Origin of the sequence: Vibrio sp. 05-20-BW147, assembly GCF_013369385.1 — a bacterium.
Taxonomy (GTDB): domain Bacteria; phylum Pseudomonadota; class Gammaproteobacteria; order Enterobacterales; family Vibrionaceae; genus Vibrio; species Vibrio floridensis.
This window is the reverse complement of the sequence record NZ_SZTO01000013.1, coordinates 73,540-98,857: the sequence shown is the minus strand read 5'-3', so window position 1 is coordinate 98,857 and position 25,318 is coordinate 73,540. Positions and strand designations below refer to the sequence as shown.

Here is a 25,318-nt window from a genome sequence, read left to right as displayed (position 1 = left end):
GATTAATCGATTTTAACTTTCGTAATTTTCCCATGATACTGTCACCAGTGGCAAAACGAGCCAAACGCATCATGAGAGATAAGATTATGAAAAAGACCATTACCTTTGCAGCGCTTCATTTTACGGTCGCTTTCACTGTTGCCTACGTCTTAACGGGCGATATCCTCATCGGCAGTTTGATTGCGCTGATTGAACCTGCAGTCAATACCATTGCGTTTTACTTCCATGAAAAAGCATGGTCTACCGTGCCTGCGCTCAAAGCGCGTCAGTGGATGACGAAAATCAAGACCGCCAGTTTTGCTACTGTGCATTTCAGCGTGGCGTTTAGCGTGGTTTACTTGTTAACAGGTGATGCGTTTGTCGGTGGGGTGATGGCATTACTCGAACCGTCTATTAACACCGTAGTGTACTACTTCCATGAGAAGGTTTGGTTGCGCCACAGCGCGGCAAAACAAACCCTCGATTCGCACAGTTTTTGTTTGCACCCAACCGTGTAATGACTCTATAGTTTTGACCATCATAATTTGAAATACGAATGGTCTTATGTCAGAAAAAATGGACTTTGTCTTGCGCCCTATCACCGTTGAAGACAACGCCTCAATCGCCAATGTGATTCGTCAAGTCTCGGCGGAGTATGGGTTAACCGCCGATAAAGGCTACAGTGTTGCCGACCCAACCCTAGACGATCTTTTTAGCATCTACTCACAAGCAAATGCCGCCTATTGGGTGGTGGAACATCAAGGGAAGATCGTCGGTGGCGGTGGCTTTTCTGCGCTAGCAGGGGTCGAAGGTGTCTGCGAGTTACAAAAAATGTACTTCCTACCCATTTGCCGTGGGCAGGGTCTAGCCAAACAGATCGTATCGTTCAGCCGCAGCACCGCGAAAAAGATGGGTTATCAACGCTGTTACCTAGAAACGACCGCCTGCTTGAAAGAAGCCATTGCTCTGTATGAAAAGCTCGGATTTGAACATCTGCAAGCGCCACTCGGGCAAACCGGACATGACGCTTGTGAAGTGGTGATGATTTGCCATTTATAAGGTAACTAGCGGATAAAGTGGGTAACCGAAATCGCCTCATCGAGCACAACGGGGGCGCTCAGCGTTTGACCATCAAGCTCAATCTCTAATTGATATGGTGTTGCTGGGCTGGGGGCGTCAATTTGAAATAAAGCACTGGCATGATCGCTGCGCAGATCCAGAGGAATATTGTAGCGGCGGCCATCAAACTTGACTGAAGCTGAAATCAAACCCGATGCGTAGGTTTGATAGTAGAGATCCACTTTAAATTCACACCCACCACCATGGTGCCAGATTTGCTCGGTCGTCACGCGATCAAGACGAACGTGGCGGATAAACTGCAAATACGGCTCTCGCCAGATCCCCATTCTTTCGTCACTTGGTTGATAGGCATTTGCCCCTAACTCGCACAATGCCAGTCTGTCTTCCTCAAACAGCAATTCTTCTTCCTCTTCGAGAAAAAGAATTTCAAAGCGATTGCGTCCATGTTGCAGATAAGGACGAATATCTTTGCGATACTCAAACTGACTTTTATCACAATCAAACACAGCAATGCCGTTTAAGCGCACTTCGGCATGGTAATCCACTCCAGCAAGCACCATCTCAACCGCAGGATAAGCCAGCAAACTGTCATCCACTTCGATGTCGTGCATCAAGTGCCATTCTTGCCCCGCAATGGCTTGCTCAGAGAGGGAAGCAGGCAAAATCTCGCTCAGTGGCGCGGGAAAGCAGAGATCATCTTGTGGAATAGAGAGATCGGTAAGCGGGGAAAGTTGCCAATAACCAGTGAGTGAGAGTTGCATATCATAATTGAGCTAGATCAAGTTTGCCGCATTATATACACAACCCTGCTAATGAGCGAGCGCTGTTCTCCGTATGAGTGTAACAGGATGAATAGCAACGCTATGCGAGCAAACGGAACACAAACAAGAGCCGGCAATCGCCGGCTCTTGTTTTATTAGTCTTCGAAGTCTTCGTCTTCGTCGTCATCTTGGTATAGCGCATCTTCACCTTCGTAGTAAGTGCCCCAACCATCATAGATGATGTCGTATTTTTCAGCGAGATGAACCAACTTCTCTACTTGAGCGTCAATGGTTTCAGCGTCCAAGGTCGACTGCATGGTTGCATCACAACAAAGCAGCTTGTTGCCATCTTCATCTTCAGTTTCTTCAGCTTCCAGCACTTCAAAGCCCATCTTAAATGCTTCAACAACCGCTTTTTCTAGGGTGTCGAAATCTTCAGCAAATAGGTGGTGCTCGATTTCATACAGTGCTTCAGGATCGCTGCCATCTTCAAGCAGAGCAGCGATAATATCGCGAGTCTCTTCCTTTTGAATCTCAATTAACTCTTCTACTGATAGATATTCATCTTCGTGAGACATGTTTTAACTCCGGAATCGTTACTCTAAATTGGATCAACTTGTTGCGGTGAAATATGGCATGGATCGCCCAGAAAAGCCACCGACAAAGCGCTCTGTATCTCATCTTTTATCGCTGAATCAGCCAAAGCGATTCATTAGATGGAGAAAAGTAAGTCGGCCACAGAAAAGAACAACAGCTTATTAACAATTTGGCCTTTTTTTTAATATTCAGAACATCCTAAGGGCTAGAAGAAGAAAAAAGAGTACATAGAATAGTTCAATTTTCGATACTTCATTCACTCAGTTCAGAGCAATTTCTTCACTATTTCGAGTAACACCACGACAAAAATGCATTTTTCTGAATAAAAAATCACATTTTATTCAAATGAAATCAAAGTAAGCAAAGCTTCATTTATGCATAAAAAATCAATACTGCCGTAGTTTTTCCACACCCTATAACACAAAACAATAGTCCGAATTTTATTAAACACTCAAACTTAAACGCTATAAATTTAAGTATAAATGGAATTTTAACGAAGTTGAGTAATTTGCATCTTATACAAAAGGTTGTCATAAATAGCGCCAGAATAAACTGAAAGGATGCAAAATGAGTAAGTTGTATGTAGGTTCTGAAGTCGGCCAGTTACGCCGAGTCCTTCTTAATCGGCCGGAAAGAGCCCTAACCCACCTTACCCCTTCCAATTGCCACGAACTCTTGTTTGACGACGTATTATTGGTTGAAGCTGCAGGCAAGGAGCATGATGCGTTTGCCGATACGTTGCGCCGGCAAGGTGTCGAGGTGCTACTTCTGCACGATTTGATGGTGGATACCCTCGCCATGCCAGAAGCTAAGCAGTGGCTGTTAGAGGTTCAAATCTCCGATTTTCGCTACGGCCCAATTTTTGCGCGCGATTTACGTCGTTACCTTTCAGAAATGGACAACGAACACCTTGCCACCATTTTGCTTGGCGGTTTGGCCTACTCTGAGTTGCCGATTCAATCCGCCTCTATGCTGCCACGCATGAAACAGCCATTAGACTTCGTGATTGAACCGCTCCCGAACCATCTCTTTACCCGTGATACTTCATGTTGGGTTTATGGCGGCGTCTCGCTCAATCCAATGATGAAACCCGCACGTCAACGTGAGACCAACCATTTGCGGGCGATTTATCAGTGGCACCCCATCTTCGCCGGACAAGATTTCATCAAATACTTTGGCAACGAAGATCTTCATTATGACAACGCCAATATTGAGGGTGGTGATGTGCTAGTCATTGGCAAAGGCGCCGTGCTGATTGGCATGTCAGAACGCACCACCCCACAAGGAGTGGAAAACTTAGCCGCTAATCTGTTTAAACATGACCAAGCAAAAGAAGTGATTGCCATTGAACTGCCCAAACATCGTTCGTGCATGCACTTAGATACGGTGATGACACACATGGATGTTGATACTTTTTCTGTTTATCCAGAGATCATGCGTAAAGATCTGCATACTTGGCGCTTAACGCCAAAAGGCAATGGTGAAATGCAAGTAGAAGCTTTGCATAACTATTTGCACGCCATTGAACGTGCTTTGGGCTTCAATCATCTCAATATCATTACTACTGGCGGTGACAGCTATGAAGCTGAACGTGAACAGTGGAACGATGCCAATAACGTGTTAACGGTGAAGCCAGGCGTGGTGATTGGTTATGAACGAAACGTCTACACCAATGAGAAATACGATAAAGCGGGTATTGAGGTTCTCACCATTCCAGGGAACGAGTTAGGCCGTGGCCGTGGTGGTGCGCGCTGTATGAGTTGCCCAATTGAACGTGATGATATCTAACAGCCATCCAGCATGCAGAGACTAAAGCCAACTTCTTTGAGTTGGCTTTTTTATCATTAAAACAAAATAATTATTCACAAATACAGCATTTATATGTTTAACTATTGCCATAATGATAGAAAAAGGGACGAGTCATGGCATTTAATCTCCGCAATCGCAACTTCCTCAAGTTGCTGGACTTCTCTACAAAAGAGATCCAGTTTTTGATCGATCTTGCTGCTGATCTAAAAAAAGCCAAATACGCTGGCACTGAGCAGAAGAAACTGGTGGGTAAAAACATCGCATTGATCTTTGAGAAAGCGTCAACTCGTACCCGATGTGCTTTTGAAGTCGCCGCCTTTGATCAAGGCGCACAAGTTACTTACCTCGGCCCTTCCGGCTCACAAATCGGTGACAAAGAGTCGATGAAAGACACTGCGCGAGTGTTGGGTCGCATGTACGATGGCATTCAATACCGTGGCTTTGGCCAAGCGATCGTCGAAGAACTTGGCGCTTATGCTGGCGTCCCGGTATGGAATGGCTTAACCGACGAATTTCATCCCACACAAATTCTTGCAGACTTCCTCACCATGCTTGAGCACAGTCAAGGCAAACCCCTCGCTGAGATCAAGTTTGCTTACCTAGGTGATGCACGCAATAACGTCGGCAACTCGCTGATGGTGGGCGCTGCCAAAATGGGCATGGATATTCGCCTTGTAGGTCCGCAAGCTTACTGGCCCGATGAAGAACTCGTAGCCACCTGCCAAGCCATTGCCAAACAAACCGGTGGCAAGATCACCCTGACTGAAAGTGTCGCTGAGGGGGTACAAGGCTGTGATTTCCTTTATACCGATGTCTGGGTCTCCATGGGTGAATCACCAGAGGCTTGGGATGAACGTGTCGCACTGATGAAACCTTATCAAGTCAACATGAACGTCCTCAAGCAAACTGGCAATCCAATAGTAAAGTTCATGCACTGTTTGCCTGCATTTCATAATGACGAAACTCAGATCGGTAAGCAAGTAGCCCAAAAGTTTGGTATGAAAGGCCTAGAAGTTACCGAAGAGGTGTTTGAATCGGAACATTCGATTGTGTTTGATGAAGCCGAGAATCGCATGCACACCATCAAAGCTGTTATGGTGGCCACCTTAGGCAGTTAATCGATTACATTATACGCTTAAACAGTGATGTAATCGCTTGCGCTCACTTTGCTTAGGCGTATAATGCTCGGCAATTTGTCCGAGGGTTGGTAGATAACAATGGATCATCGCAGTAGCAAAACACGACGCGCAGGTGAAGTATTCAGCCTGTGTAGTGTTGTTTGTTCTGCCCTTGTATTTAATCAACCCATAGATTTTTGAAGCCTCCCGTCATGGGGGGCTTTTTTATGCCTGAAACGTTCAGATAGGGAAGACGATTATGACAAACTCGCTTTATAAGAAGCACATTATCTCCATTCCAGAGCTTAGCCGCGCTGAGCTGGAATTGATTGTCAAAACGGCAGGTCAGTTAAAAGCAGAGCCAAACCCAGAGCTGATAAAGAACAAGGTCGTCGCGAGTTGTTTCTTCGAGCCCTCTACCCGCACTCGCTTGTCGTTTGAAACGGCCATCCAACGTATTGGTGGCGATGTCATTGGTTTTGACGATGGTGGCAATACCTCACTGGCAAAAAAAGGCGAAACGCTGTCTGACTCGGTACAAGTCATCTCGAACTATGTGGATGCTTTTGTCATGCGTCACCCACAAGAAGGTGCTGCGCGTCTGGCTTCTGAATTTTCTAACGGCGTACCGGTGATCAACGCCGGTGATGGTGCTAACCAGCATCCAACCCAAACGCTGCTTGATCTGTTCACCATCTCCGAGACGCAAGGTCGTTTGGACAACTTGAATGTGGCGTTTGTCGGCGACTTAAAATATGGCCGCACCGTACACTCGTTGACGCAAGCCTTGGCAAAATTCAACAACATCCGCTTCTTCTTTGTTGCGCCAGACGCATTGGCAATGCCAGATTACATTCTTGAAGATCTGGATGAAGCTGGCATCAGCTACAGCCTGCACACAGACATGGAAACCGTAATCCCTGAGCTGGATATTCTCTACATGACACGCGTACAAAAAGAGCGTTTCGATGAATCAGAATACGCGCACATTAAATCCGCCTACATCCTGACTGCATCGCTATTGGAAGGCGCACGTGAGAACCTCAAAGTGCTGCATCCACTGCCACGTGTGGATGAGATCACCACTGACGTCGACAAAACACCGCACGCTTACTACTTCCAGCAAGCAGGCAACGGCGTTTACGCTCGTGAAGCCTTGTTGGCACTGGTACTGAACGAATCACTGTAAGTAGGAGAATCAAGATGAACAAAGAGACAAAATTGCAGGTTGAAGCGATTAAAAACGGTACAGTGATCGACCATATCCCAGCGCAAGTGGGCATCAAGGTGCTTAAATTGTTTGATATGCACAACTCATCGCAGCGCGTCACCATTGGCCTAAATTTGCCTTCATCCGCTCTGGGTAACAAAGATTTGCTCAAGATTGAAAACGTGTTTATCAACGAGGAACAAGCAAGCAAATTGGCCCTTTATGCGCCTCACGCCACCGTCAATCAAATTGAAGATTACCAAGTGGTGAAGAAGCTCGCGTTGGAGCTGCCTGAGTTTGTCAGTGATGTGTTTGAATGCCCAAACAGCAACTGCATTACACACAACGAGCCAGTAGCGAGTAGCTTCCGCGTGTTTGAGAAAAAAGGCGATGTACGTTTGAAGTGTAAATATTGTGAAAAAGTCTTCTCCCGTGAGATCGTCACTGAGCGTTAATCAATATGATCCCCGCCTACCTTGCGGGGATTTTTCCTTTACCAATCATGTCTTTCGCGGCACACTGAACGCTCTTTTGTTTTCCTTTCAATCAAGATGGAATATAACAATGACTAAAGTACTTCACACAGATTCAGCCCCTGCAGCAATAGGCCCATACATCCAAGGCGTAGACCTCGGTAATATGGTACTGACCTCTGGTCAAATCCCAGTAAATCCAGCAACAGGCGAAGTGCCAGCAGACATCGCCGCGCAAGCTCGCCAATCGCTCGACAACGTCAAAGCGGTGGTAGAAGCCTCTGGCCTGACTGTAGGCGACATCGTGAAAATGACGGTATTCGTTAAAGATCTCAACGATTTTGGCACAGTAAATGAAGTGTATGGTAACTTCTTCGACGAGCACAACGTCGCGCACTACCCAGCACGTTCATGTGTGGAAGTGGCTCGTCTACCAAAAGACGTAGGCATCGAAATCGAAGCGATCGCGGTTCGCAAATAATCGCCAATCCAACCGATTTTAAAGGGTGACATCAGGTCACCCTTTTTCATTGCTGCTCGCTACACCAAACGGTTGAGCGTTTCGCCTCGCCAATAGGCGTTGATGTTTTCCAGCAAAATCTCACACAACTGAGTAATCGCAGAATCACTGCCCCACGCCACATGCGGCGTGAGCAACAAGTTTGGCAAATGCATATTCGCGAGCAGCGGATTGCTTTCATCGGCAGGCTCTGCGCTAAACACATCCACGCCAGCCGCCGCAATGTCGCCCTTTTTCAACGCCTCGACCAAAGCCTGCTCATCAACTAAGCCACCACGCCCAGTATTGAGTAAAATCGCGTTGCTTTTCATGCTGGCCAGCTCCGCTGCGCCAATTAAATGGTGTGTTTGCTCGGAAAGCGGGCAATGAAGGGAAATCGCATCCGCTTGCGACAACACCTCTTCAAAACGGTGGTAGCCCTGACGACAATCGCTTTGCCCTTTTCGCTCAGCAAACAGCACCTTCACACCTAATGCTTGCGCCAATTGCGCCGTGGCTTGCCCTAATGCGCCAGAGCCAATAATGCCCAACGTCGAGCCTGCCACATCACCAATGGGATGACTAAAAAAGCAAAACTGCTTGTCCTGTTGCCATACACCGGCAGCAATGTCTTGATGATAACCAAACAGGTTACGACGCAGCGCAAACAGCATAGCAATCACGTGTTCAGGCACCGATCGCGTCGCGTAGCCTCGCACATTCGCGACGGCAATGCCTTTTTCCGCGCAAAAATCCACATCGACATTGTTAAATCCGGTTGCAGCGACCGCAATCATCCGTAAGTTCGGCAACTGCGCTAACACTGCTTGATCGAGCAGCACCTTATTGGTGATGACAATATCAGCCGCTTGCAGACGTTCAATCACCTGTTCTGGCGACGTGAAATCGTATTCAACCCAGCGATGCTCAAACGCCAAGGTCGGCAGGGTGATGTGGGCAGGAATGGTGGCGCGATCGAGAAAAACCACAACAGGCAGCGACATAAAAACTCCTTACGCACTGCCAGTGAAAAGAAATCGAAAACGTGAAAGGCGAGAGCCTAGCTCTTGGGCAGCGACTTGTAATCCGGTAATTTACGCGCAGGATCGAAATATGAAAAGATCATCTCTTCGGCATCCGGATAGAAGTCACAAGGAACGAATAAGCTGCGTAGCCAATGGCTCTTAGGATGATAAAAGCTCAGCTCTGCGGCATGCAATTCGAGGCGTTCGGAGAAGGTAAACGCGTCACCTTGGGCGTAAAATTCATCGCCGACAATCGGATGCCCCAATGCCTGCATGTGCACACGCAGCTGGTGCGAACGCCCCGTCACAGGAAGCAAACGCATAATCGTGGTTTGTGCTCCATTGGCATGCACTTCGCGTTTGGCGACTTGGAACTCCGTTTGCGATGGCTTGCCATGTTCGTGACACACCTTCTGCATCGGGCGGTTTGGCCAATCACAAATCAGTGGCAAATCAATCATGCCTGAGTCTGTTTCTACATGGCCCCACACGCGTGCGTAGTAAATCTTGTGCGTTAAACGGTATTGAAACTGCTTCTTTAATGCCGCTTCTGCGCGCTTGTTCTTGGCAAACACCATCAAGCCAGAGGTCGACATATCCAGGCGATGCACCACTTGGATCTCAGGATACTGCTCTTGCAAGCGGCTCCACATACTGTCGTGATGCTCTGGCAAGCGCCCTGGAACCGAAAGCAATCCCGAAGGTTTGTTGACCGCCAAAATATGGTCATCTTCGAAAATAATCTCCGTCCAAGGATCGGTCGGTGGAAGGTACTCAAGCATTGCCATAGCAAAGTCTCACTGCAAAATTAACGGGCATATTGTCATAACCCAACGGCTCCAGTAAAGGAGCCGATGGTCGTTTAACGAATCACTCAAGATCAGTTATGGCTCACCACAATCAGACGCAGTGAATCCAATTGGAATTGCGCCTTCGCGATGTAACCGTTCAACTCTTTGATTTGCGCGTCAATCGCCTCAATCTCTTCATCACGAATGTTCGGGTTGACCGCTTTCAATGCTTGCAGACGCTCAAGTTCACTATTGAGGCTCTGCTGCATCTCTTGCTGCGCTTGCTGACGAATTGCTTCGACATTCTCCACCACCAACTGGTCACCAGCTTCAATCAAACGATGGATATCGTTTTGTACCGACGAAACCAATTTGCTCGCCAAATGGCGATTCACTGGGCTCAATTGACGGTTAAAGCTTTCAAACTCCACTTGGGCAGAGAGATCGTTGCCACGGGCGTCCATCATCAAACGAATTGGCGTGCGAGGTAAGAAGCGGCCAATACCACTGCGTTTCGGCGCTTGCGCGTCCACCGCGTAAATCAACTCTAGCAGCAAAGTGCCAACTGGCAATGCTTTATTCTTGAGCAGAGAAACGGCACAGGTGCCCACCCCTTCACTCATCAGCAAATCAATGCCGCCTTGGATCATTGGGTGTTCCCAACTGATAAAGTGCATGTCTTCGCGTGACAACGCCGTATCGCGATCGAAGGTAATCGTCGCGCCTTCATACGGCAAGCCTGGGTAGCTCGGCACCATCATGTGCTCCGACGGCGTCACCACGATGGCATTTTCACCTTTGTCATCTTGGTTCAAACCAATGGTGTCAAACAAGCTAAGCGCAAAACTCACTAGGTTGGTATCGCCATCTTTAGCAGCAATTTCCGCCACGATTTGCTGCGCTTTCTCACCACCGTTGGAGTGCATTTCCAACAGACGGTCACGCCCTTGCTCAAGATCGGCTTTCAACGCTTGATTCAGTTTGGCCGATTCCGCAATCACGTCATTCAACGCCTCATTGGAACCCGATGCCAACATCTCGATCAGTTGATCAGAGACTTGGTCATAGACAGTGCGGCCTGTTGGGCAAGTTTCAGCAAATGCATTGAGGCCTTCATCAAACCAACGCGCCAAGACTTCTTGCGCGGTTCCTTGCAGGTAAGGCACATGAATATCGATATCGCGTTTTTGACCAATACGGTCCAAACGACCAATACGCTGTTCAAGCAAATCTGGGTTGAATGGCAGGTCAAACATCACCAACTGGTTAGCGAATTGGAAGTTACGACCTTCAGAGCCGATTTCACTACAAATCAGCACCTGTGCGCCCCCCTCTTCTTGCGCGAAGTAAGCCGCGGCTTTGTCGCGCTCAAGGATGGACATACCTTCATGGAAAACGGTGGCACGAATGCCTTCACGCTCACGCAACGCTTGTTCAAGCTGCAATGCCGTGCTGGCACGCGAAGCGATCACTAAAACTTTCTCACTGCGTTGCGCTTTCAGCTTTTCCAGCAACCAGTTTACCCGGCAGTCAAACTGCCACCAGCTCGACTCTTCCCCTTCAAACTCTTGGAAGATCTCTTCTGGGTAGAGGTTTTTCATCGCACGCGCTTCTGGGGCCAACTTGCCACCGATCATGCCTGAAACACGCATCGAGGTGGTGTATTGGGTTGGGATCGGCATCGGCAACAGGTGCACATTACGCACAGGGAAGCCTTTGATCGCCGCGCGGGTGTTACGGAACAAAACACGCCCAGTACCATGGCGGTCCATCAAGTTATCAATCAACTCTTGGCGAGCGATCGCTTTGCTCTCTTCATCCGCATTACTTTCGATGATGCGGAACAGCGGCTCAACGTCCTGCTCAGAAAGCAGTTCCGTAATTTGGTTTTTCGCCTCATCCGCCAGCTTCACGCCGGAGAATAACGCGGTAATTGCATCCGCAACTGGCGCGTATTGCGCTTCTTCTTCAACAAACGCAGCGTAGTCGTAGAAACGGTCTGAATCGAGAAGGCGTAAGCGGGCAAAGTGGCTCTCACGGCCAAGCTGCTCTGGGGTTGCGGTCAGCAGCAACACACCGGGTGTGCGTTCTGCTAAGCCTTCTACCACTTGGTAGCCACGGCTGGGTTTGTCTTGGCTCCACTCAAGGTGGTGCGCTTCGTCCACCACCAGCAGATCCCAGTCGGCTTCAAGTGCTTGCTCAAAACGCTTGCGACTTTTACGCAAGAAATCGAGTGAACACAGTACATACTGCTGGGTATCAAATGGGTTATCTGACTCGGCGAACGCTTCGACACAGCGTTCTTCATCAAAGATAGAGAAATGCAGATTGAAACGACGCATCATCTCCACCAACCACTGGTGTTGCAGCGTTTCAGGCACCACAATCAGAATGCGTTCAGCACGACCAAGCAGCACTTGCTGGTGAATGATCATGCCCGCTTCAATGGTTTTACCCAAACCCACTTCATCCGCCAGCAACACACGTGGCGCATGACGACGCCCCACTTCGTGGGCAATGTAGAGCTGATGAGGGATCAAGCCAGCACGCATACCACAGAGGCCGCGCATTGGACTGCGGTGTTGTTCGTATTGATTTTTGAGTGCGCGGTAACGCAACACAAAGTTGTCCATGCGGTCGATTTGACCGGCGTACATTTTGTCTTGCGGTTTATTAAAACGAATTTGGTTGCTAAGGAAGATTTCACGCAGTGCAACACCGGTTTCTTCGGTGTCTTCACGCGTGCCAAGATAGGTGTATAACCCGTTCTCTTCCACCACTTGTTCCACTTTGAGTGACCAACCTTCTTGACACTCAACCACATCACCGACATTAAAAACTACTCGGGTTACCGGCGCATCGTTACTGGCGTAAACTCGGTTCTCTTCTGATGCTGCAAACATCAGTGTCACGGTGCGAGCATCTAACGCCACTACCGTACCTAAACCCAAATCGCTCTCCGTATCGCTGATCCAGCGCTGCCCCAAAGCAAATGCCATGAATAGACTACCTCGTTTTAATTGTGAATCTTAAAAGCTTAGTTCTGCTTTTTGTCACCGCCAAACGGGACAAATTAATTATCAATCGATGAAGAAATCGCCGCAGAAAAAGGCCGCTAATCTTACTTGATGGCGTGATGGAGGTCACGCTCAAACACTCAGAATCTCAATATTTTTTTCAAGCCGTGACGATGAAATCAAAATGTAAACAAAGCGTGTCATTTGTGAGTTCTGGTGTTCCAAAAATGACGTATACTCGAACTAAGCCAGTATGAACGCGTCAGAAAAATAACTCGGTACAGTTCATGCTAGCTTTAAAAGGTCAATAGACCGTTATTCAGTCGATTTGGATCAACACGGGTTTGCAGTAAGTCGTCTCGCTACTCGGTTGACATGCCATAAGCGCCCCAATTGGTGCCTCTGTCGGTATATTACGCCGTATGCTCACGACCTCTTCTGCAGGCAAGATGCTAAGCAGGAAGTAAGCTCTTCCGCTTAGTGTACTTTGAGCAAAGCCGGTTTACGGCAAGGAGACGCTATGGGCGATACCGATCGGAAACTGTTTGTACTTGATACCAACATACTGCTGCACGAACCCTTCGCAATTTATTCCTTTAAAGAGCATGACGTCGTCATCCCTATGACGGTGCTTGAAGAACTCGACAGAATCAAAGACAGTAAACGAGATGTGGCCCGTGATGCGCGCGTGGCCATTCGTGCGTTGGAAGCGCTTTTCAAAGACGCGACGCCTGATGAAATTTCAGAAGGTATTCCTGTTTCGAAAGAGAGCGAAGGCCACGGCACTATTTCTATTCTGGCCGATTTTGAACTGCAAGAAACCGTCAAAGCGTTCGCCGATAAAGCGGGCGACAATCGCATCCTCAACGCCGTGCTCTATCTGCAAAACAAGCGTGCTCCACGCGAAGTGGTGTTGGTCACCAAAGACATCAACATGCGTCTCCGTGCCAAAGGGGCGGGTGTGCGTTTTGTGGAAGATTACCGCACCGACCAATTGATTGATGATATTCAATACCTAACCAAAGGCTACCAAGTACGAGAAGGTAATTTCTGGAGCCAAGTCGATCAAGTCGAAAGCTACGCCATCTCTGGGCGCACTTTTCATAAGTTGGATCGTGCGCCGTTTGATCCGACGTTTATCAATCAATACGTGGTGGATGAGGAAGAGAGTGATTTCGTTGGCCGCGTCGAAACCATTGATGATGACAAACTGACATTACTCGATCTCAGTCGTGATCGCCTGATGCACCGTAAAGCATGGGACATCACACCAAAAAATATCTACCAAGCGATGGCATTGGACGCCTTGCTCGATCCCGATATTGATCTCGTGATCCTCACCGGCGCGGCGGGCAGCGGTAAAACTTTACTGGCACTTGCGGCTGCGCTTGAACAAACCATTGAAAAAGGCATGTTCGATAAGATCATCGTCACGCGAAACACCCCAGACATTGGCGAGTCCATCGGTTTCTTACCGGGCACGGAAGAAGAAAAAATGATGCCTTGGCTGGCGGCGGTCACCGATACCTTAGAAGCACTGCACAAGCACGATCACTGCACCGAAGGATCCTTGAAGTACATTGTCGACAAAGCCAACATTCAGTTTAAGTCGATCAACTTTATGCGCGGTAGATCGATCCAAAATGCGTTTGTTCTGCTCGATGAGTGTCAAAACCTCACCGCCTCGCAGATCAAAACCATTATTACTCGCTGCGGCGAAGGAACGAAGATCGTCTGTTCCGGCAACCTTGCACAGATCGATTCTCACTACCTCACCCCTGTTACTTCGGGGTTAACTTACATGGTTGAGCGCTTTAAGAACTTTGAAGGCAGCGCCAACATTCACCTCAATGGCGTGGTGCGCAGCCGCTTGGCTAAATTCGCCGAAGAGAATTTGTAGTAGAGAAAGAGAGGGGCTAGGAGCTAGGAACTAGGAAATAGGAACTAGGAAATAGGAAATAGGAACTAGGAAATAGGAAATAGGAACTAGGAAATAGGAACTAGGAGCCAGGAGCCAGGAGCTAGGAGCTAGGGGCTAGGGGCTAGGGTACTGAAGAGAGTCGCAATGAGTAAACAAGTTGACTCGCAAAGAAAAAGGGGCGAACACGTCGCCCCTTTGATTTCATGAAATTACTCAGTACCACCTACGGTGATCGAGTCCAGCTTGAGGGTTGGCTGACCAACGCCAACAGGAATGCTCTGCCCGGCTTTACCACACACGCCGACACCGCGATCGATGCTGAGATCGTTACCCACCATCGAGACTTGCTGCATCGCTTCGATTCCCGAGCCGATCAAGGTCGCCCCTTTCACTGGACGGGTGATCTTGCCGTCTTCAATCAAATACGCTTCTGAGGTCGAGAACACAAATTTACCGGAAGTAATGTCCACCTGACCGCCACCAAAGTTTGGCGCGTACAAGCCTTTCTTCACCGTCGATATGATCTCTTCTGGGGTATGCTGACCTGGCAACATATAGGTATTGGTCATGCGCGGCATCGGTAAATGCGCGTACGATTCACGGCGGCCATTACCCGTTGGGTTAACCCCCATCAAACGCGCGTTGAGCTTATCTTGCATGTAACCTTTCAACACACCATTTTCGATCAGCGTGTTGTACTGGCCATTCACCCCTTCGTCATCGACGTTGAGCGAACCACGTAAATCTTTCAAGGTGCCATCATCAACAATGGTACACAACGAAGAAGTCACTTGCTGACCCACTTTGCCAGAGAAGACCGAAGATCCTTTACGGTTGAAATCGCCTTCCAAACCATGACCAACCGCTTCATGCAGCAGAACGCCCGGCCAACCAGAACCGAGAACCACTGGCATACTGCCCGCAGGCGCGGCATCGGCTTCCAAGTTAACCAACGCCATGCGAATTGCTTCATCGGCAAAATGGAACGCGCGCTGTGCTCCATTTTCATCGCCAAGGAAAAAATCATAGCCAAAACGGCCACCACCGCCCGCACTGCCACGCTCACGTCGCTCACCTTTTTCCGCCAATACGCTGATTGAAAGACGAACCAAAGGACGAATATCTCCCGCGTACGTACCATCGGTCGCGGCCACCAGCATTTGCTCGTGCACACCACTGAGGCTAATCGACACCTCTTTAATCAGCGGCTCTTTAGTACGGATATAAGCATCCAGTGATTTAAGCAGTTCAGTCTTTTGCTGTTTCTCCCAGACGGCCAGCGGATTAATCGCCGCATAGTAACTCTGGTTATCGCTGCATTTAAACGCTTGAACTTGAGCATTTTTCCCTTGCTGAGCAATACCACGCGCGGCAATGGCACTTTGTTTCAATCCTTCCAATTGGATTTGGTCAGAGTAGGCGAAACCGGTTTTTTCACCCGTTACAGCGCGCACGCCGACACCACAATCGATGTTAAACGAGCCGTCTTTAATAATGCTGTCTTCTAGTACCAGTGACTCATGCCAACTGGATTGAAAATAGATATCGGCATAGTCAATTTGGCGCGTTGCAATACTGCCTAACGTGGCGGCAATATCGTCTGCCGTCAGACCCCCAGGTGCTAATAGCGCTTCTTCAATCTGATTTATGCTCATAAGCTTGGCTCTGCCTTGTTATCTTATCTTTCGTTATCTAATAATGGGGTAAAGCGACTGTGTTGCGCCACTGGCATTTTGCCACGAATCGACTCGCAAGCACTTAAGTCGATATCCGCAATCAGAAGATCGCCCTGTTGCGGTAATTGTGCGACCACTTTTCCCCAAGGATCAATCACCATCGAGTGACCCCATGTTTCTCGTTGTGCTGAGTGATGTCCACCTTGCCCAGCTGCGAGCACCCACGATTGTGTTTCTATCGCTCTAGCACGCAGCAATACTTCCCAATGCGCCAGCCCAGTGACCGCCGTAAAGGCAGCTGGAACTAAGAGGATCTCTGCACCTCGTTGACGCAACTGCTGGTACAACGCAGGAAAACGCAGATCATAGCAGATACTGAGTCCTAAACACCCTACAGAGCTCTCGACTAAGCAAACTTGGTTACCCGCTTTGAAACTGTCAGATTCTCGGTAGCGACCATGACCATCGGCCACATCAACATCAAACATATGTAGCTTGCTGTACTCCCCGATCCTGACGCCATCGGGGCCAAACACCACTAAAGTCGTGGTGACCGATTCACCATCACGAATCGGCATACTGCCGACTACTAAGGTAAGCCCAAGTCGTTTGGCAAGGTTACTCATCGCGTGTTGCAACGGCCCCTCACCTAAACGCTCTGCATGGCGGTGATAATCATCACGTCCACCAAACACCAAGGCATTTTCTGGCGTAACAACCAACTCTGCACCCTGTCGCGAGGCTTGCTCCGCCCAATGTTCAATATAGGCCACATTCTCATCAGGGTTGGCCGAGGATGTCATTTGAATAATGGCGATCCTTTCCATCATTCGCTCCTTATTCTTGCGCTTCTTTACGCAGTTTTTCCGGTAACTCGAACTCACCGCGACTACGCGAAATTTCACTGACCGTTGGCGAGTCAAGCGGCCCTTTAACCGAATAGTTAACTTGGGTAAACACTTCCACAACTGGCGAAATCACGGTGGAAATCGCCAACACGTAGAGTGCCGTTTGTGGCGCGACCGCAAACGCCGTCAACATCGGGATACCAGAGGTAATATCTGGGGTAAACTGCACTTCCGCGTCAACTGTACGTGTCACCATGTTGGCAAGCCCGCGAATTTTCATCGCCCCAGCCAACGCATCCATTTCAATATCGTTGGTGACAAACACGCCATCTTGGATCTTGCCCGTGCCTTTGATGGAGTTAAAGGCCATACCTTTATCAAACACATCGGTAAAATCGAGCTGCATTTTACGAATGATGGAATCGAGACTAAATAGCCCCAACAAACGAGCCGCGCCGCTCACGTCAGTAATGATGCCTTTGCCAAATTCGGTTTGCACATCACCATCAAGCGTATTTACCCGCATCGACCAAGGCGCCCCATCCCAAGTCACTTGTGAGGTAATTTCAAACGGCGCTTTTTGGATCCCTGACGTGATACCAAAACGCTCCATCAAGTCACTGTTGTTGTCACTCTTAATTTTTAGGTTCATCTTCGACTGGCTAGTTTCTCTGTCCAGCTTCCAACTCCCATTAACATCAACGCGGTTTGAACCACTGACCAGCGAAATATTTTTCCACACCAAAGCTTTACCTTGGCGTTGCAAATCGATGTTCACATGACCCACTTTGTAGCCCTGAAGCCAAAAATCATCAATGTTCAAGGTGAGATTTGGCATCAGCTGATGAAAATCGCGATCAAACTGACTGATCAATGGCGCTTCAGCGCTTTCGGCAGTTAACAAAGACTCACCTTGCGCTTTCTTCTCATCCAAACCCGGGACATAGAGATGCAAGCGCTCTAATGATACCGCTAAGTCGTAAGGTTCAAGGTAGTTAGCCTGTCCTACGGCTTCTTGGCTTTTAAGGTTGAACTGCCAATTGAGATTTTTCTTCCGTGCCGAGAAATCCACATCATGAAACTCGATACCGGCCAACACCAAGGTTGGCGTTTCCACTTTGACACGCGTTGGAAGCGGAACCTCTGGTGTATTCATTTGCGCCAGAGTCGACTTTTCCGCAACTTTTGGCGCGCTCAAAACCGAGAGCCATTGGTCAAGATCGAAATAATCAGTGCGAATTAAAGCATGATGCCCCACCACCGGACTGATTTTAAACCCACCACTACCCAGCACGAGATTGGTTGCACTTAATACGGGCACTTTACCCGTAATATCAATTTCTGTTTGATACTTGGCATTGGGCATTTGCAGACGTGCCGTGATCGACTCTTGATTTCCTGATGCTTGCATACGCGCCTGCCACGCTTCACCAACACGCTTATCAAGTGGGTAAGGGTACTGGCTGGCAATGTCGTTTAACTTAGCGTTCAGATCGACTTGATAGGTGAAACCGACATCATTCAACTGCAGATCGATATCCATACTCCAAGGGGCATGTCCCGATAAGCGACCAAGCCATTGCTCGCCCACATAAGGAACCAAAGGTTTCACATCCCAATCCGCCAGAGTATTGATCACCACGTTATAACCGTTTGCCGCGCTTTCCCCAGCAAAATCGATGGCAATCGGCTGTTTTAACAGGCGAGCAGAGAGTCCAGAGGCTTTCACCACATCATTATCGAACTCAATTCGTCCTGTCACTTTTTCCAGCCTCATCGGCGGCGCATCAATGTCAACTCGGTTGCCCTTTAACTCCGCATATCCCCACGCTCGCGGCTCTTTGTCACTGGTAAACGGAATATTGAGCTGAAACTCTGACTTCACTGGCCCACGAACTTGCAAAGCCGTTAACGCGGCGCCAACTGAATCCACCAGCGGCGTGGCGGTCATGTAGTCACGCACGGCATTGCCCGCAGCCGTCGCCTTAGCTTCGATTTCGATGTGCCCCCCTTCTGCCAGTTCGGGGATTCGCCCTGTAATTCGGCTCGCTTTGACGTCTTTTAAGGTGGCGGACTTGGAATCCAAATACATAGCATCGTTTTGGAACAAAAGATCCAACTGCAAATCGGTAATCGGAGGCCAAGCGGTATCAAAGCTGAACTTACCTTGTTTTAAACCTACCCACGCTTGGAACATGCCATCATTTTTTCCATAAGGAAATTGCGCTAATTCGCCATACCACAGCAGCTTTGCTGTGTTGACTTTACCACCTTGAATGGCCGTCGAAAGGTAATCGGTCAGTTCTCGTCCGAGCGCCAAGGTTGGCAGATAGCGCCACGTTTCCCCTACGTTGTAAGCATCAGCTTCGGCATAGAAAGACAAAAATGGGCTCTTATCTTTCGGGAAATCGAGACGAAACGCCCCCAGCACCTGCAGATCGGGCGTCGCTGCGGTGATTTTATCAGACCACAATCGCCAGCCATTTTGATCGTTCTGCCAAACAATATCCACCAGCCCTTGCTTGATGTTAAGCGGGGCCTGAAACACCTCTCCATAAGGAAATTCATCATCAATCACAGAAATAGAGGCTTTCGCTTGATTGAGACTACCAAAGAGTGAACCCGACACATGATGAAAACCCGGTAGCAACTCCCACTGCTGCATGGCTAAGGCATCAATGTCTGCTGAATAACGTAATGTCCCTAGGTCGCTACCAGACATCGCAACACGAATATCTTCAATCACACCATTCGGGCGCAGTTGCTGCAGCACATCACTTGTTTGATTCGATTCCGGAAGCAATTTGACCAACGGCATCAATGCCTCGAGACTTAACTGGGAAAGATTCAACTTCCAACCCTGTGGTTGCCAATCAAAAGCCACATCCAGTTCAGGCCAATCCATGTCATCGGTGCGCAACGTCAGTGAATGCCCACTGACTTTCCAACCTTCGGCATCAGGGGAGAGTTTTAAAACGCCCGATTCCAATGTTAGCTCATGACGCCCATTTTCCGTCCAAATGAGCTCAGATGGTAAAAGCTCCACAAAGGCGTAACGAGGTTGTGAGTGCTGTAAGGTCAACCAAGACTTTAGGCTGATTTTTCCTGACTCGATGCCAGTCTCTTTCTTCACATAGCGAGTGAGCCATTGTCTGACGGCAATTTCTTCCGCATTGACGTAAAATTCGCCACTCACATCCAAAAGTGAGCCATGGTCAACAAAGTTAGCGCTCACTAACAGCGCATTAAGATTGGTGCCCGCGACACTCACCACCCCTTCCGCTAAATGATGAGCACCTTGATTACGCCAACGTAAACGATCGATATCAAGGCGGCGATTTTCTCCCGAAACGGACTGATACCATATCTTCGATTGAGTAATAGAGAACTCGTCCAACTGACGCAGCAACAAGTTATCGAGTTGCTTAATCAGGTTCGAGGATTCTTGCGATTCAGAAGCGGTTTCGCGAGTCGGAGGCCCTTCAGTAGAGACCCATTCAATGGCGCGGACATCCAAAGCCAAGCCGCGCATGTCGAGATTGGCAATGACCGGTTGCAGACGAAAAATAGATTCTAGTAAATCAAATTCAATCTGAACTTCGTCCACCGAAATATTGATTTTTTTATCCCCAGGCAAATACGCTTCAAAGCCCTGCAAAGCGACAGAAGGATGGCTATTTCGCCATGATCCCGCCACGCTAGAGATAGAGACATCCAACCCGGTGCCTTGCTTGACCCAGGTTTTGATTTCATTTTGAAAATGGTTCATCTGCGGCAACGCAATGCGTAGCCCAGTGACCAAGATGGCGAGCAATAATAACAGGGTCACTAACAACCACAGCACCGCCCGCCAAAATAGGGTAAAACCAGAAATCACAAACTATCCATTACATCATCACGACATCAAACTGCTCTTGAATGTAAAGATGCTCAGCTTGAATACGCACTTGCTTACCAATAAAAACTTCCAACTCTGCCAAAGCATGTGATTCATCGCCATGCAACGCATCTGCCACCGCTGGCGAAGCATACACAACAAACTTATCCGCATCGTAAGCTCGGTTGACTCGGGTGATTTCACGCAGAATTTCATAGCACACGGTTTCCACCGTTTTGACGCTACCACGCCCTTCACACGTTGGACAACTCGAGCAGAGAATGTGTTCAATGCTTTCGCGGGTGCGTTTACGCGTCATCTCCACTAGCCCCAGCTGAGTAAAGCCGTTGATGTTGGTTTTCACACGATCTTTGCTCAGCGCATTGTCCAATGAAGTGAGTACACGCTTACGGTGCTCATCTGACGACATATCAATAAAGTCGATAATGATGATACCGCCTAAGTTGCGTAAACGTAGCTGACGAGCAATCGCTTGAGTGGCTTCAATATTGGTATTGAAGATGGTTTCTTCCAAGTTACGACGACCAACGAATGCGCCGGTATTAATGTCCACCGTGGTCATCGCTTCGGTTTGATCAATGATCAGGTAACCGCCCGATTTGAGTTCCACTTTGCGCTCTAACGAACGTTGAATTTCATTCTCGGTGTCGTACATATCGAAAATTGGTTTGTCTCCTTCATAGAGTTCCAATTTTGCCGTTAGCTCAGGTACATACTCAGAGGTAAACTCTTTCAGATTTTCAAACTCTTGACGAGAGTCGACCAAAATCTTATCCAGCTCAGTCCCAACGAAATCACGAAGAATACGCTGCGCTAATCCCAATTCACCGTACAAGGTTGAACGCGTTTTGTACTTAGCCCTGCGCTCCATCACTTTAAGCCATAAACGTTTTAAAAACGCGGCATCTTGAGAGAGCTCCTTCGCATCAGCCCCTTCCGCGGCAGTGCGAATAATAAAACCACCGTGCTCGTCACAGTAGTGAGAAACGATCTTCTTGAGGCGTTCACGCTCCGATTCACTTTCAATTCGTTGCGAAACCCCGACATGGCTCGCGCCCGGCATGAAAACGAGATATCGAGAAGGCAGTGTAATGTCGGTCGTCAGGCGCGCACCTTTGGTGCCCAGTGGATCTTTAACCACTTGCACTACAATGTCTTGGCCTTGGCGGACTAATTCTGAAATATCGCGAACTTGAAACTGCTGTTTCTCGTTTTCTGCAACACATTCTGTGTGAGGAACAATATCGGATGCATGGAGGAAGGCGGCTTTATCCAAACCAATATCCACAAAAGCAGCCTGCATACCTGGCAGTACTCGGCTCACTTTGCCTTTGTAAATATTTCCGACAATACCACGACGGGCTTCACGTTCAATATGGACTTCTTGTAAGACTCCACCTTCTATCATGGCCACACGAGTTTCACTCGGGGTCACGTTCAGCAGCAACTCTGCACTCATGTGCACACCTCAATCTTTAAAATTATATAAATTCGTGCAGCAGTTGGTCTGTTTCATACAAAGGGAGTCCTACGACAGCAAAATAGCTGCCCTCAATACGGGTAACAAAACGTCCACCCAAACCTTGAATTCCATAACTGCCAGCTTTATCGCATGGCTCGCCTGACTGCCAATATAGTTCGATTTCTTTATCAGTCAGCTCTTTGAACCACACATCCGTCGTAACGACGATAGAACGTTGTTTTTCTGCACTGACCACCGTCACTGCGGTCATCACTTGGTGACGACGGTTAGAAAGCTGCTTCAGCATTCGCTGTGCATCGGCAAAATTGTGCGGCTTTTCCAGTACATGCTCATCGCACACAACAACAGTGTCAGAACCAACAACAACGGCTTCTGCCGTTGTTAGTTGCAAACCTGCTTGTGCTTTTTGTTGAGAAAGGCGCAGCACATATTGTTGCGCAGATTCATGCTGCGCTTTGCACTCTTCAATATCAGGCAACACGACATCAAATACAAAACCGAGTTGGCCGAGCAACTCTTTCCGCCTCGGTGAACCTGAGGCCAAGACTAGCTTGTACATCGTTTACCTTACATGCCAGTGACGACGGACACGTCGTAACAGTAAAAACACCCATGGCCAAAGTATACAGTTAATTACCGCGGTCCATAGCGATAATGGGTTGAATACTACGTCCTGGATCAAATATTCACCACAGAAAATAAACACTTCAAGCAGTGCGCTCAAGAAGGCAATCAATAAGGCCTGCTGCCAAAGCGCCATATTTCGGATGACCAGAAAATTGAGGGCAACCAAATAGATGACGATGGACATCATCATACCTCGAATACCTAGTGTTGAGCCGATCAAGAGATCCCACAACAGGCCCACCACCAACGCGCTGCCCACGTTGACTCGATGAGGCAAAGCCAGCACCCAATAGCAAGTGACCAACAGTAGCCAAGCCGGACGGAAAAGATCTAACGCCCCCGGCCAAGGAATGGTTTGTAGCACCAGAGCAATAAAAAAACTTACCCCGATGACAATCTTGCTACGCAATACGCTATTCGCCATCCTTCACCTCTTGCGTCGCCTCTTCTTCTACGTTGGCATTCAGCACTTTATGTTGTCTATCTTCGTTTGGCCATACCAATAAGAGGTAACGTAAGCGATCAAACTCCACTACGGGTTTGGCTTTAATCGCGGCAAACTCGCGTCGGGTATCGTGCTCTACCGAAGTAACATAGGCAACAGGATACCCTTCTGGGTAAACACCACCCAAGCCAGAAGTCACCAGCAGATCATCGACCTGAATATCGGTACTGGTTGGGATATGCTCTAACTGGATCTCATCAATGCTGCCATTGCCAGAGGCGATCACACGAATATCATTGCGCACCACTTGCACTGGAATCGCGTTTTTCGCATCACTCAATAGTAATACTCGGCTATTGTGCGCCGCGACGAAGGTAATCTGGCCCACAATGCCTTTCTCATTGAGCACCGGTTGGCCAATGTAGACACCGTCAATGCCACCTTTATCGATCACGACTTGATGACGATAAGGTGAGGTGTCGACCGCCATCACTTCGGCAACCATTTTCTTTTCATCACGCACAAACGAAGAGCCAAGGAGCTTGCGCAGGCGCTGGTTTTCTTCTTTGTACTGTTCCAGTAGCAGCAGATCGCTTCTCAGCCTCAATACTTCTCGCTTGAGATTTTGGTTCCCCTCGAGCAGAGACTGACGGGTACTAAAACGCTCATAGACGCCATCAAACATGCTGCGTGGTAAATTAGCAGTATATTGAATCGGGGCGACTAAGCTATTGAGGAAATATCGAACACCAGAGAAAGCATCTAAGCGACCATCAGCCAGCATAAGGCTGGCTGATGCTATGACAGCAAAAAAAAGACGCAACTGTAGAGAAGGGCCTCTACCAAAAATTGGCTTCATTTTGTTTTAGAACCTTAGGTTTGAAGGCTAAGTGATCACTCACTTAGCCATCACCATTATTCTTCAGAGAATAGATCGCCACCATGCATGTCGATCATTTCAAGTGCTTTACCGCCGCCACGAGCCACACACGTTAGTGGATCTTCTGCGATCACCACAGGAATGCCGGTTTCTTCGGTCAGTAGACGGTCAAGATCTTTCAGTAGTGCGCCACCACCAGTGAGTACCATGCCATTCTCTGAGATGTCAGAAGCCAGCTCTGGCGGACACTGTTCTAGCGCAACCATCACTGCTGAGACAATGCCTGATAGCGGCTCTTGCAACGCTTCTAGAATCTCATTCGAGTTGAGCGTAAAGCTACGTGGCACACCTTCAGCAAGGTTACGACCACGAACTTCAATCTCATGTACTTCATCACCTGGGTAAGCAGAACCAATTTCATGCTTGATTTTCTCTGCCGTCGCTTCACCAATTAAGCTGCCGTAGTTACGACGCACGTAGTTGATGATCGCTTCATCGAAACGGTCGCCGCCGATACGCACAGAAGAAGAATAAACGACACCGTTTAGCGAGATGACCGCCACTTCTGTAGTACCACCACCGATGTCGACCACCATCGAACCGGTTGGTTCTGAAACACGCAGACCCGCACCGATTGCCGCCGCCATTGGTTCATCAATCAGAAAGACTTCACGAGCACCTGCGCCCAACGCAGATTCACGAATTGCGCGACGCTCAACTTGCGTTGAACCGCAAGGCACACACACTAGAACACGTGGGCTTGGCTTGAGAATGCTGTTGTCGTGCACTTGCTTAATAAAGTGCTGAAGCATTTTTTCAGTCACGTTGAAATCGGCGATCACACCATCTTTCATTGGACGAATAGCCGAAATATTACCTGGAGTACGACCAAGCATTTGTTTTGCTGCGTGACCAACAGCTGCGACGCTTTTCGCTGAACCCGCACGATCCTGACGGATTGCAACCACTGAAGGCTCATCAAGCACAATGCCTTGGCCTTTCACATAAATAAGAGTATTGGCGGTACCTAAATCGATCGATAGGTCGTTGGAAAACATGCCACGAAGTTTTTTAAACATATTCTTCGCTCATCCTGCAAGAAAATAGAAGATAAAAATTGTCCTAAATGTACCAACGCCTTGCTGTGACAGCAAGGCATTGGAGTATAAACATGGGCTCAA

General features: G+C 48.4%; 21 protein-coding genes. 8 read left to right on the top strand and 13 right to left on the bottom strand.

What is annotated here, in order from left to right; translation table 11 throughout:
• Nucleotides 1-86: 86 nt before the first annotated feature.
• Nucleotides 87-497: a DUF2061 domain-containing protein gene (locus FC652_RS13490; RefSeq protein WP_176298993.1), complete on the top strand. Its 411-nt coding sequence runs from the start codon at nucleotides 87-89 to the stop codon at nucleotides 495-497.
• Between the two features lie 46 nt (nucleotides 498-543).
• Nucleotides 544-1,038, top strand: coding sequence for a GNAT family N-acetyltransferase (locus FC652_RS13485; protein WP_176298992.1), 495 nt, complete (start codon nucleotides 544-546; stop codon nucleotides 1,036-1,038).
• A gap of 5 nt (nucleotides 1,039-1,043) precedes the next feature.
• Here FC652_RS13485 and FC652_RS13480 read toward each other — a convergent pair whose 3' ends face one another.
• Together FC652_RS13480 and rraB are read right to left on the bottom strand one after the other, a co-directional pair.
• Nucleotides 1,044-1,820: a hypothetical protein gene (locus FC652_RS13480; RefSeq protein ID WP_176298991.1), complete on the bottom strand. Its 777-nt coding sequence runs from the start codon at nucleotides 1,818-1,820 to the stop codon at nucleotides 1,044-1,046.
• 155 nt (nucleotides 1,821-1,975) lie between these two features.
• A complete protein-coding gene (rraB, locus tag FC652_RS13475; protein WP_011079425.1) occupies nucleotides 1,976-2,398 on the bottom strand; it encodes a ribonuclease E inhibitor RraB in 423 nt (140 codons plus the stop codon).
• A gap of 586 nt (nucleotides 2,399-2,984) precedes the next feature.
• Between rraB and arcA the strand changes: the two genes are divergently transcribed.
• The 5 genes from arcA to FC652_RS13450 all read left to right on the top strand — a co-directional run bounded on the left by arcA (nucleotide 2,985) and on the right by FC652_RS13450 (nucleotide 7,508).
• Complete coding sequence (gene arcA / locus FC652_RS13470) at nucleotides 2,985-4,205, top strand: arginine deiminase (RefSeq protein WP_176298990.1); 1,221 nt, start codon at nucleotides 2,985-2,987, stop codon at nucleotides 4,203-4,205.
• 134 nt (nucleotides 4,206-4,339) lie between these two features.
• Nucleotides 4,340-5,344, top strand: coding sequence for an ornithine carbamoyltransferase (argF, locus tag FC652_RS13465; RefSeq protein WP_176298989.1), 1,005 nt, complete (start codon nucleotides 4,340-4,342; stop codon nucleotides 5,342-5,344).
• 259 nt (nucleotides 5,345-5,603) lie between these two features.
• Nucleotides 5,604-6,533, top strand: a complete 930-nt coding sequence (gene pyrB / locus FC652_RS13460; protein ID WP_176298988.1) for an aspartate carbamoyltransferase — start codon at nucleotides 5,604-5,606, stop codon at nucleotides 6,531-6,533.
• A gap of 14 nt (nucleotides 6,534-6,547) precedes the next feature.
• Entirely contained in the window at nucleotides 6,548-7,009 is a 462-nt protein-coding gene (gene pyrI / locus FC652_RS13455; RefSeq protein ID WP_176298987.1) for an aspartate carbamoyltransferase regulatory subunit, read from the top strand.
• Between the two features lie 109 nt (nucleotides 7,010-7,118).
• Nucleotides 7,119-7,508: a RidA family protein gene (locus tag FC652_RS13450; protein WP_011079420.1), complete on the top strand. Its 390-nt coding sequence runs from the start codon at nucleotides 7,119-7,121 to the stop codon at nucleotides 7,506-7,508.
• A gap of 59 nt (nucleotides 7,509-7,567) precedes the next feature.
• Here the strand turns inward: FC652_RS13450 and FC652_RS13445 are convergent, their stop codons facing one another.
• The 3 genes from FC652_RS13445 to rapA form a co-directional block, all read right to left on the bottom strand.
• Nucleotides 7,568-8,530 (bottom strand): D-2-hydroxyacid dehydrogenase, encoded by a 963-nt coding sequence (locus tag FC652_RS13445; protein ID WP_176298986.1) that lies wholly within the window; start codon nucleotides 8,528-8,530, stop codon nucleotides 7,568-7,570.
• A gap of 56 nt (nucleotides 8,531-8,586) precedes the next feature.
• Nucleotides 8,587-9,339 (bottom strand): bifunctional tRNA pseudouridine(32) synthase/23S rRNA pseudouridine(746) synthase RluA, encoded by a 753-nt coding sequence (rluA, locus tag FC652_RS13440; protein WP_011151233.1) that lies wholly within the window; start codon nucleotides 9,337-9,339, stop codon nucleotides 8,587-8,589.
• A gap of 92 nt (nucleotides 9,340-9,431) precedes the next feature.
• Nucleotides 9,432-12,341, bottom strand: coding sequence for an RNA polymerase-associated protein RapA (gene rapA / locus FC652_RS13435; RefSeq protein WP_176298985.1), 2,910 nt, complete (start codon nucleotides 12,339-12,341; stop codon nucleotides 9,432-9,434).
• A gap of 538 nt (nucleotides 12,342-12,879) precedes the next feature.
• Here rapA and FC652_RS13430 point away from each other — a divergent pair.
• Nucleotides 12,880-14,259, top strand: a complete 1,380-nt coding sequence (locus FC652_RS13430) for a PhoH family protein (protein WP_176298984.1) — start codon at nucleotides 12,880-12,882, stop codon at nucleotides 14,257-14,259.
• A gap of 230 nt (nucleotides 14,260-14,489) precedes the next feature.
• Here the strand turns inward: FC652_RS13430 and tldD are convergent, their stop codons facing one another.
• From tldD to FC652_RS13390, 8 genes are read right to left on the bottom strand one after another with little or no spacing between them, the layout of a single operon-like run.
• On the bottom strand, nucleotides 14,490-15,935 hold the full coding sequence (gene tldD / locus FC652_RS13425; protein ID WP_176298983.1) for a metalloprotease TldD: 1,446 nt from the start codon (nucleotides 15,933-15,935) through the stop codon (nucleotides 14,490-14,492).
• A 23-nt stretch (nucleotides 15,936-15,958) separates the two neighbouring features.
• Entirely contained in the window at nucleotides 15,959-16,783 is an 825-nt protein-coding gene (locus tag FC652_RS13420; protein ID WP_176298982.1) for a carbon-nitrogen hydrolase family protein, read from the bottom strand.
• 10 nt (nucleotides 16,784-16,793) lie between these two features.
• Nucleotides 16,794-20,681, bottom strand: a complete 3,888-nt coding sequence (locus tag FC652_RS13415; RefSeq protein WP_176298981.1) for a YhdP family protein — start codon at nucleotides 20,679-20,681, stop codon at nucleotides 16,794-16,796.
• 10 nt (nucleotides 20,682-20,691) lie between these two features.
• Complete coding sequence (gene rng / locus FC652_RS13410; protein WP_176298980.1) at nucleotides 20,692-22,161, bottom strand: ribonuclease G; 1,470 nt, start codon at nucleotides 22,159-22,161, stop codon at nucleotides 20,692-20,694.
• Nucleotides 22,162-22,183: 22 nt separating this feature from the next.
• The gene (locus FC652_RS13405; RefSeq protein WP_176298979.1) at nucleotides 22,184-22,744 is read right to left on the bottom strand and encodes a nucleoside triphosphate pyrophosphatase; all 561 of its coding nucleotides are present in this window, start codon (nucleotides 22,742-22,744) and stop codon (nucleotides 22,184-22,186) included.
• A gap of 3 nt (nucleotides 22,745-22,747) precedes the next feature.
• Nucleotides 22,748-23,236, bottom strand: coding sequence for a rod shape-determining protein MreD (gene mreD / locus FC652_RS13400; RefSeq protein ID WP_176298978.1), 489 nt, complete (start codon nucleotides 23,234-23,236; stop codon nucleotides 22,748-22,750).
• Nucleotides 23,226-24,116, bottom strand: coding sequence for a rod shape-determining protein MreC (gene mreC, locus FC652_RS13395; protein ID WP_176298977.1), 891 nt, complete (start codon nucleotides 24,114-24,116; stop codon nucleotides 23,226-23,228). Before mreC ends, mreD begins: the two co-directional genes overlap by 11 nt.
• A gap of 56 nt (nucleotides 24,117-24,172) precedes the next feature.
• The gene (locus FC652_RS13390) at nucleotides 24,173-25,216 is read right to left on the bottom strand and encodes a rod shape-determining protein (protein ID WP_011151240.1); all 1,044 of its coding nucleotides are present in this window, start codon (nucleotides 25,214-25,216) and stop codon (nucleotides 24,173-24,175) included.
• Nucleotides 25,217-25,318: the final 102 nt, after the last annotated feature.

What these genes read in the sequence shown, in the direction of transcription:
- FC652_RS13490 (WP_176298993.1), top strand. Translation starts at nt 87, where the DNA reads ATGAAAAAGACCATTACCTTTGCAGCGCTTCATTTTACGGTCGCTTTC.
- FC652_RS13485 (WP_176298992.1), top strand. Translation starts at nt 544, where the DNA reads ATGTCAGAAAAAATGGACTTTGTCTTGCGCCCTATCACCGTTGAAGAC.
- FC652_RS13480 (WP_176298991.1), bottom strand. Translation starts at nt 1,820, where the DNA reads ATGCAACTCTCACTCACTGGTTATTGGCAACTTTCCCCGCTTACCGAT.
- rraB (WP_011079425.1), bottom strand. Translation starts at nt 2,398, where the DNA reads ATGTCTCACGAAGATGAATATCTATCAGTAGAAGAGTTAATTGAGATT.
- arcA (WP_176298990.1), top strand. Translation starts at nt 2,985, where the DNA reads ATGAGTAAGTTGTATGTAGGTTCTGAAGTCGGCCAGTTACGCCGAGTC.
- argF (WP_176298989.1), top strand. Translation starts at nt 4,340, where the DNA reads ATGGCATTTAATCTCCGCAATCGCAACTTCCTCAAGTTGCTGGACTTC.
- pyrB (WP_176298988.1), top strand. Translation starts at nt 5,604, where the DNA reads ATGACAAACTCGCTTTATAAGAAGCACATTATCTCCATTCCAGAGCTT.
- pyrI (WP_176298987.1), top strand. Translation starts at nt 6,548, where the DNA reads ATGAACAAAGAGACAAAATTGCAGGTTGAAGCGATTAAAAACGGTACA.
- FC652_RS13450 (WP_011079420.1), top strand. Translation starts at nt 7,119, where the DNA reads ATGACTAAAGTACTTCACACAGATTCAGCCCCTGCAGCAATAGGCCCA.
- FC652_RS13445 (WP_176298986.1), bottom strand. Translation starts at nt 8,530, where the DNA reads ATGTCGCTGCCTGTTGTGGTTTTTCTCGATCGCGCCACCATTCCTGCC.
- rluA (WP_011151233.1), bottom strand. Translation starts at nt 9,339, where the DNA reads ATGGCAATGCTTGAGTACCTTCCACCGACCGATCCTTGGACGGAGATT.
- rapA (WP_176298985.1), bottom strand. Translation starts at nt 12,341, where the DNA reads ATGGCATTTGCTTTGGGGCAGCGCTGGATCAGCGATACGGAGAGCGAT.
- FC652_RS13430 (WP_176298984.1), top strand. Translation starts at nt 12,880, where the DNA reads ATGGGCGATACCGATCGGAAACTGTTTGTACTTGATACCAACATACTG.
- tldD (WP_176298983.1), bottom strand. Translation starts at nt 15,935, where the DNA reads ATGAGCATAAATCAGATTGAAGAAGCGCTATTAGCACCTGGGGGTCTG.
- FC652_RS13420 (WP_176298982.1), bottom strand. Translation starts at nt 16,783, where the DNA reads ATGGAAAGGATCGCCATTATTCAAATGACATCCTCGGCCAACCCTGAT.
- rng (WP_176298980.1), bottom strand. Translation starts at nt 22,161, where the DNA reads ATGAGTGCAGAGTTGCTGCTGAACGTGACCCCGAGTGAAACTCGTGTG.
- FC652_RS13405 (WP_176298979.1), bottom strand. Translation starts at nt 22,744, where the DNA reads ATGTACAAGCTAGTCTTGGCCTCAGGTTCACCGAGGCGGAAAGAGTTG.
- mreD (WP_176298978.1), bottom strand. Translation starts at nt 23,236, where the DNA reads ATGGCGAATAGCGTATTGCGTAGCAAGATTGTCATCGGGGTAAGTTTT.
- mreC (WP_176298977.1), bottom strand. Translation starts at nt 24,116, where the DNA reads ATGAAGCCAATTTTTGGTAGAGGCCCTTCTCTACAGTTGCGTCTTTTT.
- FC652_RS13390 (WP_011151240.1), bottom strand. Translation starts at nt 25,216, where the DNA reads ATGTTTAAAAAACTTCGTGGCATGTTTTCCAACGACCTATCGATCGAT.